General features: G+C 69.7%; 13 protein-coding genes. 1 reads left to right on the top strand and 12 read right to left on the bottom strand.

The features are described from left to right. Nucleotides 1-14: 14 nt before the first annotated feature. Nucleotides 15-3,065, bottom strand: a complete 3,051-nt coding sequence (locus KB879_RS18685) for an AAA family ATPase (RefSeq protein WP_211979554.1) — start codon at nucleotides 3,063-3,065, stop codon at nucleotides 15-17. Next, entirely contained in the window at nucleotides 3,062-4,210 is a 1,149-nt protein-coding gene (locus KB879_RS18680; RefSeq protein WP_013951893.1) for an exonuclease SbcCD subunit D, read from the bottom strand. Before KB879_RS18680 ends, KB879_RS18685 begins: the two co-directional genes overlap by 4 nt. 138 nt (nucleotides 4,211-4,348) lie before the next feature. Between KB879_RS18680 and KB879_RS18675 the strand changes: the two genes are divergently transcribed. After that, on the top strand, nucleotides 4,349-4,705 hold the full coding sequence (locus KB879_RS18675) for a YgiW/YdeI family stress tolerance OB fold protein (protein WP_211979553.1): 357 nt from the start codon (nucleotides 4,349-4,351) through the stop codon (nucleotides 4,703-4,705). A gap of 15 nt (nucleotides 4,706-4,720) precedes the next feature. Here the strand turns inward: KB879_RS18675 and KB879_RS18670 are convergent, their stop codons facing one another. From KB879_RS18670 to cpaB, 10 genes are read right to left on the bottom strand one after another with little or no spacing between them, the layout of a single operon-like run. Next, nucleotides 4,721-6,085 (bottom strand): sigma 54-interacting transcriptional regulator, encoded by a 1,365-nt coding sequence (locus tag KB879_RS18670; RefSeq protein WP_011616405.1) that lies wholly within the window; start codon nucleotides 6,083-6,085, stop codon nucleotides 4,721-4,723. A 38-nt stretch (nucleotides 6,086-6,123) separates the two neighbouring features. Continuing rightward, nucleotides 6,124-7,812 carry a TadG family pilus assembly protein gene (locus KB879_RS18665; RefSeq protein ID WP_211979552.1) on the bottom strand — a complete coding sequence of 563 codons (1,689 nt, stop codon included), beginning with the start codon at nucleotides 7,810-7,812 and terminating at the stop codon, nucleotides 6,124-6,126. Continuing rightward, nucleotides 7,809-8,156 (bottom strand): DUF3613 domain-containing protein, encoded by a 348-nt coding sequence (locus KB879_RS18660; protein WP_211979551.1) that lies wholly within the window; start codon nucleotides 8,154-8,156, stop codon nucleotides 7,809-7,811. The genes KB879_RS18665 and KB879_RS18660 overlap by 4 nt, the downstream gene beginning before the upstream one ends. Further along, nucleotides 8,153-9,016: a tetratricopeptide repeat protein gene (locus KB879_RS18655; RefSeq protein ID WP_211979550.1), complete on the bottom strand. Its 864-nt coding sequence runs from the start codon at nucleotides 9,014-9,016 to the stop codon at nucleotides 8,153-8,155. The genes KB879_RS18660 and KB879_RS18655 overlap by 4 nt, the downstream gene beginning before the upstream one ends. Next, entirely contained in the window at nucleotides 9,013-10,059 is a 1,047-nt protein-coding gene (locus KB879_RS18650) for a type II secretion system F family protein (protein WP_013951888.1), read from the bottom strand. The genes KB879_RS18655 and KB879_RS18650 overlap by 4 nt, the downstream gene beginning before the upstream one ends. 31 nt (nucleotides 10,060-10,090) lie before the next feature. Next, nucleotides 10,091-11,017: a type II secretion system F family protein gene (locus tag KB879_RS18645; protein ID WP_013951887.1), complete on the bottom strand. Its 927-nt coding sequence runs from the start codon at nucleotides 11,015-11,017 to the stop codon at nucleotides 10,091-10,093. Continuing rightward, nucleotides 11,010-12,326: a CpaF family protein gene (locus KB879_RS18640; RefSeq protein ID WP_153954557.1), complete on the bottom strand. Its 1,317-nt coding sequence runs from the start codon at nucleotides 12,324-12,326 to the stop codon at nucleotides 11,010-11,012. The genes KB879_RS18645 and KB879_RS18640 overlap by 8 nt, the downstream gene beginning before the upstream one ends. Nucleotide 12,327: 1 nt before the next feature. Beyond that, complete coding sequence (locus tag KB879_RS18635) at nucleotides 12,328-13,569, bottom strand: pilus assembly protein (protein ID WP_153954556.1); 1,242 nt, start codon at nucleotides 13,567-13,569, stop codon at nucleotides 12,328-12,330. A gap of 46 nt (nucleotides 13,570-13,615) precedes the next feature. Then, entirely contained in the window at nucleotides 13,616-15,061 is a 1,446-nt protein-coding gene (locus tag KB879_RS18630) for a type II and III secretion system protein family protein (RefSeq protein ID WP_211982235.1), read from the bottom strand. A gap of 19 nt (nucleotides 15,062-15,080) precedes the next feature. Then, entirely contained in the window at nucleotides 15,081-16,034 is a 954-nt protein-coding gene (cpaB, locus tag KB879_RS18625; protein WP_211979549.1) for a Flp pilus assembly protein CpaB, read from the bottom strand. Between the last annotated feature and the right edge of the window lie 38 nt (nucleotides 16,035-16,072).

The following is a 16,072-nucleotide window of genomic DNA, read 5'->3' as shown; positions in this document are numbered from 1 at the left end:
GAAGTCACGCCGCACTACGCGGGTGTCGCCACACCCGTCAACAGTACCCGGCTGCCGCCAACCCCAGGGCGCACCTCCAACCGCACGTCGATGCGCTCACGCAGCTCGGTGACGTGCGAAATGATACCGACCAGCCGCCCTGCCTGCTGCAGGTCCAGCAGCGTACGGATGGCGAAGTCCAGGCTCTCGGGATCGAGCGTGCCAAAGCCTTCGTCGACAAACAGCGTATCGAGCTGGATGCCGCCCGCGCGCGACTGCACCACGTCGGCCAGGCCCAGCGCCAGCGACAACGACGCGAGAAAGCCCTCGCCACCTGACAGCGTATTGGCCGGCCGCGCCGCGCCGGTATCGTGGTCGAACACTTCGATATCCAGTCCGCCTGCACTGCGCTGGTCGGCCTGCTCGCGCACGCGCTGCAGCACATAACGGCCGCGGCTCATCGCCAGCAAACGCGCGGACGCGGCTTCCAGCACCTCATCGAGCAGCGTGGCCAGCACGAAGCGCTGGAACGTCATGCGGCGCGGGTTATCGCCGTTGGCGACTTCGGCCAGCCGGCCCAGCACCGCGTAGCGTGCCTCGATGTCGCGCCCTTGCGCATCGAGCTGCTGCAGGCGCAGCTGGCACTGCAGCAGCGTGTCGCGCGAACGGCCGCGCTCGGCCTGTTGCCGGACCAGGGCTTCCACCGCGGCTGTCGACGCATCCCGCGTTGCGCGCAGGCCGTCCAGGTCCGGCGCGTCCAGCGTTTGCGCGGCGGCCTCGGCGCGTTCGCGCCGGTCGGCGGCTGTGGCCAGTTGGGTATCGAAGGCGCGCAGCGTCGCGTCGAGCGCCTGCATGGCATCGTCGCCAAGACAGGCGGCGGCGTGGGCCGGCTCATTGGCAAAGCCTTGTTGCGCGAGCGCCTGCGCAAGCGCGGATTCGGCCTCGGCCAGGCGGTGGGCCGCCTGCGCCTGTGCCTGCTGTGCCGAAACCAGTCCGGCCTGGGCCCCTGCTGCGTCCGCCGCAGCCTGGCGCTCGGCCGCCTGCGCAGCGGCCAGCGCCTGTTCCAGCGCGGCGAGCATGGCCTGCGCCTGGCGCAGGGCCTCGCCCAGCGCCACGGGGTCGCGTGAATCCTCAGGGACCTGCGCGCTGGCGGCCTGCCATTCGCCACGGCAGTGGGCCAGCGCCTGGGCAGCGGCCTCGGCGGCGGCGGCGGCATCGCGGCTGGCGGCTTCCGCCGCTGCGAGCGCCGTTCGGCAACTGACAATGGCGACTTCGCATTGCGCAAGGCTTGCCGCTGCTTGCCGGCCTTCGGCCAATGCCGCTTCCAGCGCAGTGATCTCCGCCTTCAGTTTGCGGGCGGACTCGTCGCCGACCTCGCCCAGCGCCTGCGCCAGTTCGTCCAGCCGCTCGCGCGCCTGGGCAATGGCGGCTTGTGCCGCCTGGTGCTGGCCGGCGCTGCGCACCGCATGGGATTCGGCCTCGAGCGCGGCGTGGCGGGCCTGGTCCGACAGCGGCGCCGCCACATGCTGCGCCGGTGCCGGGTGCGCAGTGCTGCCGCAGACCGGGCAGGCATCGCCCGCTGCCAGGGTTGCAGCCAGCCGCGCGGCCTGTCCGGCGCGCCACGCGGCTTCCGCTTCGGCCAGTGCGGCGCGGCACTGCTCTCGCTGGCGCAGGGCCAGCTGTTCGGCAGCGGCGGCAGTGGCCGCCTGTGCGTTCGCGACATCCAGCGCCCGGGCAGCTTGCTGATGACGGTCAAGCTGCCGCGCACGTTCCTGCAATGCGGCCAGCTGCAACGCCGTGGCCTGTGCCTGCGCTGCGGCAATCTGGCCTTGCGCCAGCGCGGACTCCGCGGCAACGGCATCGGCTTGCCGCGTGGCAAGCTGTGCGGCGGCGCGTTCGCGCGCGGTGGCGGCTGCCACCTGCCTGGCTTCGGCCGCCTGCAGCGCGGCCAGCTGCGCACCCAGCTGCTGTGCGCGCGGCAGCATGTCTGCCAGCTGCGAAACCCGCCGCTGCGCGGACTGGCGCGCTTCGGCGCGTGCCGTTTCGGCCTGCAATGCGGCAGCCGCCTGCGTGGCCTGTTGCGCGGCGCGGGCCGCCTGCTCGCCGGCCCGCGTCAAGGCAACGGCGCTGGCGGCCTGGTCGCGCTGCGCGGCTTGCCATGCCTGTAGGGCCGGCCTGACACGCGCAGCGCGCTGGGCGGCGTGCAGGCGCGCGCGCTCATCCTCCATGGCTGGCTGGCGCGCCAGCAGCGCCGCGTGCGCGGCCTGCGCCAGCTGGCGTTCCTGCAATCGCGCCGCCACCTGCTCGCCGGCACCCAACGCCGCCTGCGCTGTGGCCAGCGTGGCGCGCGCGCCCTGTTCCTGCCCTTGCAGCGCCTGCAACTCGGCCTGCAATGCCTCGATTCCCTCGGCCAGCGCCTGCGCCGATTCCACGCCAACTTGGCGCAGCGCTTCGTCGCGCTGGATGGCGATGCGCTCGGCATCGCGGCGGATGCCGGCGGCCTCGGCCTTCAGCAGCTCTTCCACGCGCCGGTACAGCTCGGTGCGGAACAGGCGCTCAAGAATGGCCTGGCGCGCCTGCGAGCTGGCAGTCAGCAATTCACGGAAGCGCCCCTGCGGCAGCACGATCACCTGGCGGAACTGCGCACTGTCGAAGCCCAGCAAGTCGCGCACCGCATCGCTGACCCTGGCGGGCTGGCTGGCCTTGCTGACCCAGTCGTTGCCGTCATGCAGGTCCAGCTGCGCCCTGGCCGGCTCGGTCACCCAGCCCTCGCCGCGCTGCTTGGGCCGCTCCTGCACGGGCGAGCGCGCCACGCGCCAGCGCTGCGCGCCCAGGCTGAACTCCAGCGTCACCTCGGTGCGCAGCGCCGGCGCGGCGTTGGCGCTGCGCATGGCCTGCGCACTGCGCTCGCCGCCGGAGGTATCGCCGTACAGCGCAAAGCAGATCGCGTCGAGCAGCGTGGTCTTGCCCGCACCGGTGGGGCCGTGGATCAGCACGAAGGCCTGCTCGCCCAGCCGCGTGAAATCAACCTGCTCGGTCGCGGCAAAGGGGCCGAAGGCCTGCAGCGTCAAATGCAGCGGTCTCATGCCGACTCCCTGTCCGCGGCGGCGATCCCGGTCAGCACCTGGTCGAGCACGGCACGCTGGTCCGGTTCCAGCTCGGCATCCGCCACTTCGCGGAAGAAGTTGGCAAAGAGCTCGCCGGTTCCCAGCTGCCGCAGCTTGCGTCCGGCCTCCGAGGCCGTGCCGGTGCGCGCCAGCACAGTCCGCTCGATCGCGAGCGCATTGGGATAGACCTGCCGCAGCCTGGCCATCGGGTCCAGCAGTGCGCCGGTATCGGTGAGCCGCGCATGGATATAGTCATCGCGTTGCGGGTCATCGGCCCCCGCTGCCAGCACTTGCGCCAGTTCGCCTTCCACCACGCGCACGTCGCGCAGCGCCTGCAGCGCCACTGGCGTGATGGTGACGGCACCGTCCGCGCCCAGCTCGATACTCGACACTGATTTGTCGTGCGCGCACTCTGACAGCGAGTACTTCAGCAGCGAGCCCGCATAGTGGACGCGCCCGCCGCCCAGCGTCTGCGGCCGGTGCAGGTGACCCAATGCCACCAGGTCGAAGCCGGCGAACAGGTCCGCGGCCACCGCGCCGCTGCCGCCCACCGACAGCGGCCGTTCCGATTCGCTTGCCGCGCCGCCCACCACGAAGGCGTGGCCCACCACCACGGCACGCACGCCCGGCGGATGCACCGCGCGGATGGCATCGAGCTGCGCGCGCAGCGCGGCTTCATGCGATGGCAGGTCGGTGCCCATGGCATCGCGCACCACCGCCGGCTCCGCATACGGCAGCGCGTAGATGCGCACCTCGCCGTGGGCATCGTGCAGCGTCACGCAGGCAGCCTCGGCCAGCGTGCGGCCGGCCACGTGCAGGCCCTGGGCCCGCATCAGCCGCGCGCCGAATTCCAGCCGCTGCGCGCTGTCGTGGTTGCCCGCGATCATCACCACCGGCACGCCGGTGTCGATGACGATGCGGCCCAGCACGTCGTCGAGCAATGCCACCGCCTCGGGCGGCGGCACGGCGCGGTCGTAGACGTCGCCGGCGATCAGCACGGCGTCGGGGCGTTCGGTGCGGACCAGTTCGACAAACTGGTCGAGGATATGGGCCTGGTCTTCCAGCAGGCTGCGCGCATGGAAGAGCCGGCCGAGATGCCAGTCGGCGGTGTGAAGGAAACGCAATCCGGGATCCGGTGGATGAAAAGGGCGAAACCCGCATCATAATGCGTCGCGACCTGACCACCCGTTCAGCAATGGTTCAGGCGGACGCGTGCATCATGCATGCAGTCGCCCCCAGATTGAAGCTAACGGAGAACGCTCATGAAACGCATTTTGACCGCCACTGCCCTGACGCTCGCCCTAGGCCTGGCCGCCACCGGCGCCAGCGCCCAGTACACCGGCCCGTCGGCCATCCCGGCGATGACCGTCAAGGCGCTGCAGGCGGAAGGCAAGGACGACCAGCATGCCATGCTGCGCGGCAAGATCGTCAGCAACGTCGGCCACGAGCACTACCTGTTCTCGGACGGCACCGGCCAGATGAAGGTGAAAATCAAGGCCAGGCTCTGGCCGGCACAGAAGCCGGTGGATGCGCAGACCACGGTGGAACTGGTCGGCGAGTACGACAAGGAGCTGATTGGCGAATCGCACTTCGACGTGAAGGAGATCCGCCTGCAGTGAGGCGAATGCGCGCGCTCACACCGGCTCGGCCTCGCTGTCGGCGATCTGGTACTTGCGCATCTTTTCCCACAGCACCTTGCGGCTGATGCCCAGGCTTGCCGCCGTGTCCTGCCGCCGCCAGCCATTGGCATCGAGCGCGGCCAGGATGCGGCGGCGTTCTTCCGTATCGGCACGCAGGTCGTTGCGCTCGCCGCCATCGAACGCACCCGGATGCAGCGAGCGGAACAGCGGCCGGATGCGCTCTTCGTCCCAGTGCCCGGTCTGCTGAACGGTGATGCCCACACGCTCGGCCAGGTTGCGCAGCTCGCGCACATTGCCGGTGAAATAGGCGGTGCCGACCGCGCCCTTGAGCCAGTCCGGCATCGGCGGCAATGCGTCGAAGCCGGATTCCCCCAGCATATGGCGCAGGAACGACTGCAGCAGCGCCACCTTGTCGGCCTGGCCACGCTCTTCCAGGCTGGGGATGCGCATCTCGATCACCGCCAGGCGGAAGAACAGGTCGGCGCGGAAGCGCCCCTGCCGCACCGCGTCGCGCAGGTCCTTGTTGGTTGCCGCCACCAGCCGGAAATCCAGCTTGACCGCCAGGGTCGAGCCAAGCCGGGTGATCACGTTCTCTTCGAGCACGCGCAGCAGCTTGACCTGCTGGAACAGCGGCAGGTCACCGATTTCATCGAGAAACAGCGTGCCGCCGTTGGCCTGCTCGAAATAGCCACGGTGCGCGAATGAGGCGCCGGTGAACGCGCCCTTGGCATGGCCGAAGAACTGCGACTCGAACAAGCCGTCAGGGATCGCGCCGCAGTTGACCGCGACGAACGGCCCCTTTCCGTAGGTGCCGTTGCGCTCATGAAACAGGCGCGCGATGCGTTCCTTGCCCGCACCGGTTTCGCCATACAGCATCACGTTGCTGCCGAAGTCGGCAAAGGTTTCCACATGCTGCAGCAGCTGGCGCATCGCCGGAGAACCGGCCACGAGGTCGGCCTCGCGCTCGCCCGGCGCGTCCGTGGCCAGCAGTTGCGGCAGCAGCTTGCCGATCTGGCTGCGCAGGTCGGCGCCGGTGAAGTCATCGGCAAGGATATGCGCGTACTCCGGCGGAAAGCGTCCGGGATCGGCCTCGCGGCCCGGGCCGGCCACCCAGATCACCGGCATGCCGTGCGCGGCCTCCCAGTCCAGCGAGAAGCGCGCCGCGCCAATCACCGACACGCTGATCACCGCGATGCAGGGCTTCAGGCGCGGCTCGGCGGGCAAGGCTTCGAGCGCGCCGGCGCGGATCACGTCCACGCCCAGCGGCGCCAGGAAACGCGTGACGCGGTCGGCAATCTCGTACTTGCCTTCCCACACGTAGACTTCAAGGTTTTCGTAGGCCCAGCGGTCTGTCTTCATTCGATTTCTGCCATCAGGCGGTTTGGCGCGATCATGGCTCAGTACACCAGTTCGGCATTGTTGCAGTCGATGCTGTGGACCCAGAGGTCGGCGGTGCCTAGCTGGATGCCGAGGCTGTTGAGCAGCGGCGGGACCAGCGCGTCGAGCGCTGCCCCGACCGGCGCGAGTAGCGGGCCGAGATCGATGGGCACGCTAAGGATCCCCAGCAGCTTGGTCCGCACCTTCAGGGCCAGCACTTGGGAGAACAACCCGCCAAACGGATCGGCAGTACCAACTTGCGCATGCCCGCCCGGTGCCAGCGTGACCTCCTGGCCAGCCGTGCTGCCATAGCGTGGGACGTCCGTGGCAATCACGTCCGCAATGTCGAACAGCCCCAGCTTAGCCTGGCCGAGCACCACATCGCTACCTGTGCAGCCATCGGTGAGGCACGCCGTGACGAGACCGCTCTTGACGTGCATCGTGGCACGGCGGTCCCCAGGATTTGCCGCGCATTGCAGCTTGGTCAGGTCGGCGGTGGCGTTGGCCACATCGAGATAGAGCGGCACGTTCAAGTTGGCGTCCAGTACCGGTTTCAGGATATTGGCGGTGATCTGGAGCATCAGGGTCAGTTTTACCTGGGACGCGCTTGCGGTCGTCTGCCAGGTGTCAGGGTTGCTGGAGAGCTGTCGCGCCGGACCCGCCGCCGTCACCGGCGGCTCGATGACGCGCATGTTGGCGCTGATGCCCCCCAGGCCAAGCGGGAGCTTGGGTATGTTCAGCGGCAGGGCAACTGCCGTATCCCCTCGCGCCACCTGCGCGGAGGCCAGCAGCAACTGCGCCACGTTCAGGCCCACCTCCACCGCCGACGATGCCGCAGGCGCCATCACACCCAGATCAAGCAGCCTGGCCAGTGACACCGTAGCCGCCGCCCCGCTGGCCCCAAGCGCGGTTGGCGGGCTGCCCAGCATCGTCGTCAGCAGCGCGTCGCGGCCAGCGGCGCCAAGCACCAGCGCGTAGAAATCACGCAGGTTCAATGAAGTATTCAGCAGCTGGTCCACCGTGCCGACATCCGCTTTGAGCCGCAACTGGTCCAGCGTCACGTTGGTATTGACCAGTCCCTGCCAGTCCACCAACGACAAGCTCACCGTATTGCCCAGCAACACACTCAGCATGCTGTTGGCAGTGGAGACGTCCAGCAACCCAGTAGCCAGCGAAAACGCCGCCACCGGCGGACTGCCACTGGCAATCGATTCCGCAAACAGTTGCCGGCCGCCCCCCCCATTGATCACGAACAGGATCGGCACAGTCTGCGTGGCCTGAACGCGCACGGCATTGGGCGACACCTGGGCCGGATTGTAGGCAGCGCTGAAATGCCTGGGCCCGCCGCTCGCCGGATCCCACACGCCAAGGCAGGCAGTCATGGCATCCGCGCTGCCACCGGTGGCATCGCCGCAACCCATGGCAATGCCCGACGGATACCCGTTCTTCGCACCGATATTTCTGACCGTACCCAGCACAGCGGCGTTGAGATTCGCCGCGCTATCCGCCCGCTTGAGCTGCTGCGCCGCCGACATCGCGGCCAGGTCCACCATGTTCTGCAACTGCCGCTGGCGCATGAACACATGCCCCACGTCGATCGACACCAGCGCGGCGATCGCCACGGTGGCGATCAGCAGCGCCGCCATCACACTGATGGCGCCGCGCGCGGATCGAGGTGCCCGGCGCAGCCGCGGCTGGCGCAAGCTCATTTGCCGCCCAGCATCTGGCCAGCGGAGCCGGAGCGCGCGGTGCTGGCGTTGGCCTGCCCCGTGTAGAACTCCGGCAGCGCGAAGCGGAAGCTGTTCATGTAGCGCTCATAGCCCAGCGCCGCCTGCTCGCCGTGCATCGGCAGCATGGGGCCGGCCTGCGTGCCTTCGCGCTGGATGGCAAGGATGGCACGCGTGTCGGCGCCGATCTCGCGTTGTGCGGGGCTGCCTGCCGGCATGCCGGTGGTGGCGGCTTCGGTCGTGGCACGGTCGGTCTGCGCCTGCGCGGCGGGCGCCAGCATCAGCAGGCAGAGCGCAGGGATGGCAATGCGGAACATGGCGGTCATGGGGTAACCCCTGCTGTTGCGGCCACGGCCGCCACCGAGGTGGCCGGTGCGGTCGTGGCGGGTTTCGATGGCGCCCGCACTGCCGGCGCAGGACGGGCCGCTGCGCGGTCGCGCGCCGCGGTGGCGCGGGCGATGCGGTCGGCTTCCTTGCGGATGGCGCTGCGCGTGGCTTCGGGCAGTGCGGCCTTCTGCATCATGGCGTTGGCCTGCGCGCGCTTGCCGTCGGCCATCAGCCACACCACGGCGTTGCTGATCACACGCGGATTGTGCGCGTCCAGTTCCAGCGCCTGCATCACCGGCACGCGCGCGTCCTGCAGCGCGCCGGCACGCATCAGCGCGTAGCCCAGGTCGCCGGAGATGCGCGGATTGACGGGGTCGAGCGCGGCGGCCTGGCGCAGCTCGGTGACGGCGCGCGCAAAGTCATCCTGGCGCCCCGCCAGCAGGCCGAGCCCGTGGTGCGCATGCGCGGCCTGTTCGCCCTGCGACGTCGCTGCAAGTTGCTGGTAAGCATCGGTGGCAGCCTTGTCCTGCCCGGTCTCACGCAGCGCATCGGCGCGCATGGCCTGGATCTCCGGGCCGGCGCCGAAGCGCTTCACGTAGACCTCGATATGCGCCAGCGAGGCGAAGTAAAGTCCGTCCTGCTGCATCTTGCGGATCAGGCCCAGGTAGACCGCCTGCTCGCTGTATTCGGCGCGCGCGGTCTTGTCGCGCAGCTTGGCCAGTTCCACCTGGGCCTCCGCCTGCTCATGCATGGCCGCGGCGCCGTTCTGATTGGCGGCGCAGCCGGACAGCGCCGCCAGCAGCAGGCATGCCGCCGTTTTGGAGATCCGGCCCAGCGCCGGACCGACTGAGCGCGTCATCGCGTCCCTCCCATATGTGCCAGCATGCGGATCACCCCTAGAAAGCCGGGGCCCGCGGTCAGGATCAGCAGCACCGGCAGCAGGCTTACCACCATCACCGCAGTCATCTTGACCGTGAGCCGGCCGATCTCGTCCTTCATGCGCGATTTGCGCGCCTCCTGCATGCGCAGGCCGAACTGGCGCAGCGGCTCCTGCACCGCGCCGCCGTGCTTGTCGACCTGCGTCAGCAGCGTGATCAGGCTCTTCAGGTCTTCACTGTCGAACAGCCGGCCGATGCGCAAGAGCGTCTGTTCGCGCGAGCGTCCCGAGGCAAACTGCTGATTCGCGCGTGCCAGCTCCGGCCCCAGCACGCGCAGCATGCTGCCGAACTCGGCCACGATCACCTGCAGGCTCTGGTCGATCGACAGGCCCACGCCCTGCAGCAGGCGCAGCATGTCGATCAGCACCGGCAGCTCGTCATCGACCATGCGCAGGCGGGCCGCGGCACGGCGGCGCAGGTGCCACTTGGGGGCCAGGTAGGCCAGCGCAAACGTGCCGAAGCCCCACGCAACGATGGCGAAGGCGCCCGCGCCCACCTGCCAGAGCATGGCAGCCAGCGCCAGCGCCAACGGCAACCCCAGCCGCAGCACGCCGAACAGCATGCGCGACTGCGGCCCGTACCAGCCGCATTGCTCCAGCAACTGCTGGTCTTCCGGCGTCACCACCGCGCGCCCAAGGCGCGAATCCAGCCAGTGAGCGCTGATGCGCTCGCCCACGCGCGCGCCCAGTTGCACCCCAATCGCTGTGGCCGCCCCGCCCCTGCCCTGCGGCGCTGCGGCACCGGCCTTTGCCGCAGCCTGGGCGCCAGGCGCAGCGGGGGCTGCGGCCTGCGCGGCGTGCGCGGCCTGGGCAGCTTCTGCCGCGCGCTGCCGGGCCAGCGCGCCGTCGATGGTGCGCGCCGCCAGCCGGCGCTGGCGCCAGTCGCGCAACAGCGGCAGCGTCAGTACGCCCACGCCGCAAGCGGCGACCAGCAGGCTGAGCGAAATCAGTGTCAGGCGGTCCATGTTGGCTCTTGTCTGCGTGCTGGCATGCCGCTCAGATCGACTTGGCTAGCCGGTACAGCATGAACGCCCCGGCAATTTCCAGCGCCAGGGCCGACAGCAGCATCGATTTGCCGGTGGGGTCCTTCCACATCATCATGATGTAGCCCGCGTTCAGCATGAACAGGCCGCCGGCCACCACCAGCGGCAGCAGCCCCAGGATCCACGCCGACAGCCGGGTCTCGGCCGACAGCGCCATCAGCTCGCGCTGGGCCTGTTCGCGGTCGCGCATAAAGGCGGCGGTGCGCTCCATCACCACATCGGCGCGGCCGCCGTAGCGCACTGATAGGCGCAGCACGGAAGCCACCAGCACCAGTTCCTCGACCTTGTACACGCGCCCGACCTGCAGCACCGCCTGGTCCAGCTCCTTGCCCGCGCGCTGCAGGTGTATGGCCTGCACCAGGCATTGGCGCAGCGGCGCCTCGGTATTGGCGATGGAGTTCTGGAACGCCGCCGGCACGCTGCTGCCGATCGTCATCAGCCGCACCACGCCGTCCAGGAACCCGGGCAGTTGCGACAGCAGCTTCTTGTGCAGGCGGCGCACGCGGTTCCATGCCGCGAACGCCGCCACGGCCAGCGCCACGATGAGGGCCGACACCGCGCCCAGCCATTGCCCCGCCACGGCGCCGGCCAGCGTGCACAGCACCACCGGCGTGATCCAGACGATGGCGGTGCGTCGCGTCGGCGCCAGGTCGGCACGCCGCAGAAAGTCGTCCCAGCGGCGGCGCAGGTCGCGCGCGGGCGCTTGCAGCGCCGGATCCGGCGCCTGCGCATAGCGCAGGCGCACCTGCTCGGTCTGCGCCTGCAGGAAGGCCTGCTGCTGCTCGCGGCGTGCACGCGCCTGCGCGCTGGCCAGCAGCAGCAGGCCCAGGCCGGTGATGACCAGGGCCATGGCGGCGAGCAGCAGCGTGGCGCTAGACATCGAAGCGATCGTCCAGCATGAAGCCCTGTCCGCGCATGCGCGCCAGCTTGGGCGAGTGCGGCAGCAGGCCGAGCGAGAGCCAGCGGTCGGTCTCGGTGCCGTCCGGGTTCATGAAGGGCTCGTGGCGGTACAGCTCCTGGGTGGAGATGATGTTGTCGCCCAGCCCGGTGATCTCGGTGATCGAGACGATGCGGCGCTTGCCGTTGGAAAGCCGCGCGATCTGCACGATGAAGTCGATGGCGTTGGCGATCTGCCGGCGCAGGCTCGCCTCGCTGCCCTGGAAGCCGGCAAAACCGGCCAGCATCTCCAGCCGGTACAGGCATTCGCGCGGGCTGCTGGCGTGGATGGTGCCCATCGAGCCGTCGTGGCCGGTGCTCATCGCCTGCAGCATTTCCAGCACCTCGCCGCCGCGCACTTCACCCACGATGATGCGGTCCGGACGCATGCGCAGGCTGTTGCGCAGCAGGTCGCGGATCGACACCACGCCGGTGCCCTCGAAGCCGCCGGGACGGCTTTCCAGCCGCACCACGTGCGGGTGGTTCAGCGCCAGCTCGGCGGTGTCCTCGATGGTGATGACGCGCTCGGTGGTCGGCACGAAGGTGGCCAGCGCGTTGAGCAGCGAAGTCTTGCCCGAGCTGGTGCCGCCGCTCACCAGGATATTGCAGCGCGCCTGCACCGCGGCCTGCAGCAGGTCGCAGATCTCGGGGCTCATGGTGCCCAGCGCCTGCAGGTCAGCAGGCGTCATCGGGTCCTTGCGGAACTTGCGGATCGACACCACCGGGCCTTCCAGCGCCAGCGGCGGGATCACCACGTTGATGCGGCCGCCGTCGGGCAGGCGCGCATCGACCATCGGGTTGGACTCATCCAGCCGCCTGCCGATCGGCGCCAGGATGCGGCGCACGATGCGCAGCAGGTGGCCGCTGTCGGTAAAGCGCACCGGGATGCGCTCCAGCACGCCGTGGCGCGACACGTAGACGTCAAGGTGGCCGTTGACCAGGATGTCTTCCACCGCGGGGTCGTTGAGCAGGTCTTCGATCGGCCCGAAGCCGGCCAGCTCCTTGGTCAGCGCCTCGGCAATCTGGCGCAGCTCGGCCTCGTTGATGGGGATGCGGCGCAACCGGGTAAAGCTCTCTAGCTCCAGGTCGACAAAGCGCTGGATCGCGGTGCGCGACCAGCGGCCGAACTCCGCGCCAAGCTCTTCGATGCGGGTCAGCAGGTGCTCGTGCGCCGCTTCCTTGATGTTCTGGAATTCCTGCGAGACCGGGAACGGTGCGGGGGTATTGTCGGAGAATTCAATCGCTTGCGTCATGTCAGCTTCCAGTGCGTGCCACGCGCACCGCGCGCAGCGCCTCAGGCAGTTTGTCCTTCATCCGCGCCAGCAGGCTGGTTTCCCTGGCCTGCGCCGCGCGGTAGCCCAGTCGCGCCAGCAGGTCGGCCAGCGCGCGCACATAGGGGTCGTGCGGATCGTCGTCGGCCAGCACCGCGCCGCGGTTCATGGCCAGCACTAGCGGCGCGCGGCTGTCAGGCAGCGTGCCCACCGACTGCACGCCCAAGCGCTGCGCGATCTGCGCGGCATCCACGCCCAGGCGCGCATCGAAGCGCGACACCAGCAGGTGCAGGTCGTCGCGCTCCACCTCGCGCGCGCGCAGTTCATGCACCAGCTCCGCGGCCGAGACGATCGCGCCCACGCTCTGGTCGGCTACCAGCACCACGCTGTCGGCGGCCTTGAAGATTTGCGCGGTGAATTCGGCATTGCCGAAGCCGCCCAGGTCGATGATCTGCATGTCGAAGAACGCGCGCAGCCGCTCCAGCAGGCTGCTGGCTTCGGAGTAGGAGATGTCGCGCAGCTCGCCCAGCGCCGCGGGCAGGGGCAGCACGCACACGCCGTTGCCGTGGCGCGTAAGCGCGGTCTGCACGAAGACCTGGTCGAAGCGGCGCAGGTTGCGCACCGCCTCGACAAAGTGGAAGCCCGGACTTAGGTTCAGGTACAGCGCGCCGTCGCGCGCCGGCAGGCCCAGGTCCAGCAGCAGCACTTCGGCGCGCGCATCGGTCTTTTCGTTCAGCGGCAGGTGGCGGCGTGCCGCCGCCGCCAGGTTCACGGCCAGGCTGGTCACGCCCACGCCGGGGCGTGCGCCCAGCAGCGCCACGATCTTGCCCTGGCGCGCCGACTGGGCCGGGCGCACCTGCTCGCCCGGCACGGCCAGGCGCTTGACCACGGCCTCGGCATCGGCCGGCGCGTCGCGCAGGTCGATAAAGTCCTTCACGCCCACGCGCAGCGCCGCCAGCATGATGCCGGGCTCGTCGGCGTGGCCCACCGCGACCAGCGGCAGGCCTGGGAAGAGCCGCAGCAGCTGCTCGCCCAGCCGCGCCGACGCGCCGGCCAGTTCCGTCGAGAAATGCAGGAACACCAGCCCCGGGCGCAGCTGGGCCGCGCGCTCGAGAAAGGCTTCCTGGGCGCCGCCTTCAGCCACCAGCGTGCCCAGCCCGCCCAGGACCCTGCCCAGCCAGTCCTTCACTTCGCCCTGCGTTGCATGCAACAGAAAATAGTCCATCTCTCTGCCTCAAGCCGTTGGCCATGCCTGCCGGCACGGCCGGCGGCTATTTTGAGAAACCCGGCAAAGTCGGGTCCGCGTATTCGCCCAGCACATACCAGCCCCATACATTGGGGTTGCCGCTAGTGCGGCCGTCGGCACCAACCGCTTGCGCCGCCGGCGCGCCCTTGGCCAGCGGCTTCACCAGGCGCGGCGTGACGACGATCATCAGCTCACGGTCTTCCTGGTGGAAATTCAGGTTCTTGAAGAAGGCGCCGATCACCGGCAGGTCGCCCAGCACCGGCACCTTGTTGACGTTGCTGACGGTGTTGCGGCTGACCAGCCCGCCGATCACGAAGCTCTCGCCGTCACCCAGCTCCACCGTGGTGTCGGCGCGCCGCGTGACGATGGCGGGCACCACCGCGCCATTGATCGAGATGCCGCGCGAGGGGTCGAGGTCGCTTGCCTCCGGTGCCACCTTCAGCGCGATGCGGTCGGCCGACAGCACCGTGGGCGACACCGTCAGCCCGATGCCGAACGGCTTGAACTGGATCGTGGTCGTGCCCAGCGCCTGCGGCACCGGGATCGGGATCTCGCCGCCGGCCAGGAAGCTGGCGCTCTGGCCAGACAGCGCCACCAGGCTGGGCTCGGCCAGCACGCGCACCAGACCGTTGGCCTCCAGCAGGCTGATATTGGCGAAGATGCCGTGCGTCAGCGACGCGGCCACCAGGTTGAAGGCATTGCTCATCGGCGACGCGATGTCGGCACTGAAACTGCCCGGCGCGCCGCCGCTGCCGGGCGTAAAGGTGAACTTGTTCAGCGTCGATGGCGAGAACGTGCCGAAGGCAAAGCCGGAGTTGTTGCGGAAGAAGTTGATGCCGACTTCCTTGAGCACGGTCTTGCTGATCTCCACCACCTTGACGTCGACCTGCACGGTGCCGGAGAGCGGCACGGTCGAGCGGTCCACCACCAGGCCGGGCTTGCCATCGCTCTTGCCGTTGGTGGCCGCGCGCGCAGCGGCCTGCGCGCGCGCCGCGGCATAGGCATCGGGCGACTGCCCGGTGATGGTGGTACCGGCCGCGGAATAGCCGAGCTTCGCGCCATCGGCATCGGCATCGGGCGCGATGGCATCGACCTGCACGTTGTAAGTCAGAGGCTCGGCGCCGCCGCGCGTCCACACCATCACGTCGGTCACACCGGGTTGCTTGGCCACCAGCAGCACGCTGGGGGCACCGCGTGTGCGCAGCACCAGCGCATCGGCCACCGCCGGGTTGCCCACCGCCACGCGCTCCACCGGCTGCGCGCTGCGGATCTCCTTCTGCGCGCCGGCCAGCAGGCGCAACTGGCGTGCGTTCACGGCTTCCTGCGCCTGTGCGCGCGGCGCCAGTGCGCACCACGCGGTAGTGGCCAGCATCGCGGCCAGCGCGAGCTGCATCAGCCTGCGGCGCAGGGCCGCCGAATGGGGGTACTTCCGGGCCTGGTACTTCCGGGCCTGGTTCTTCTGGATATGCATAAGGTCGGCGCCCACGTTCTTATTCGATCTCGCGCTTGCCCGCGCGGATCACTTCCACGCCTGCGCTTTGTCTTGCCAGGGCTGGCGCGGGCGGCGCGGCAACCTGCAACGGCCGCGGCACCGGGGCTGCCACCGGCGCGCGGGGGGCAGAGGCACCGGTGGTAGCAGCCAGGCCGGACAGCACCACGCCGGCCATGGCCTTGTCGGGGGCGGCGCGCGGCGCGTCGGCGGGAACGCCGGCGCGCGCGGCCAGCGCGGGCTGGGGTTCGGCAAACATGCCGTCGCTGGGCATGGCTTCATCCTGCGGATTGCGCAGCGCCAGCAGCAGGCGCCCGGACTGCTGCGCCATCGCCAGCCAGCTGACCTGCTCCAGCGGCACCGACAGCACCGCGGTCTTGGCGCCTTCCTGGCGCGCCATCATCTGCTCCGGCTTGGCGTTCTGCGGCCGGTTGACCGAGGCGACGCCATAGGCCAGCACGCGCAGGCGCGACAGCAGCATGCGCGCCTGGCTTTCCGGGATCTCCTGCTGGTCGCGGCGCAGCACCAGGAAGACATCGACATAGTCGCCCGGCTGCACCTGGTTGCCGACGCCGATGACTTCATCGACCGACACGGCCACCGCGCGTTCGCCCTCCCGCACCTGCGTGGCCAGGCCGGCCAGCAACTGGCTTTCGAGCACCGGCACGTTGGCACCCAGTGCCAGCAGCGGCACCTGCCCGGTCACGCGTGCCACCTCGCTGTAGGCGCCGGCGGGATCGATGGGCAGCATCTCTACCTTGAGCGCATCGGCGTCAAGCGGCTTGCCTGCTTCCGCCGCGCGCGTGGTCACCACCACCGGATGCAGCGGCCTGGCCGCATTCGACGCCGCGGGCACCTGGGCCGGCTGGCGGCCCACCTGCCACGCCAGCAGCGCAAGCAGCAGGGCCAGGCCGAGCAGCACCCCCGCCAGGAGTCGGATCTGCTTGCTGGTCATGCGGGATTCCTTGGGATGAGCATGGCGTGGGGGCGTCG

This window comes from Cupriavidus sp. KK10 (assembly GCF_018223725.1).
Taxonomy (GTDB): Bacteria; Pseudomonadota; Gammaproteobacteria; order Burkholderiales; family Burkholderiaceae; genus Cupriavidus; species Cupriavidus necator.
This window is presented reverse-complemented; position numbering and strand designations above follow the sequence as displayed.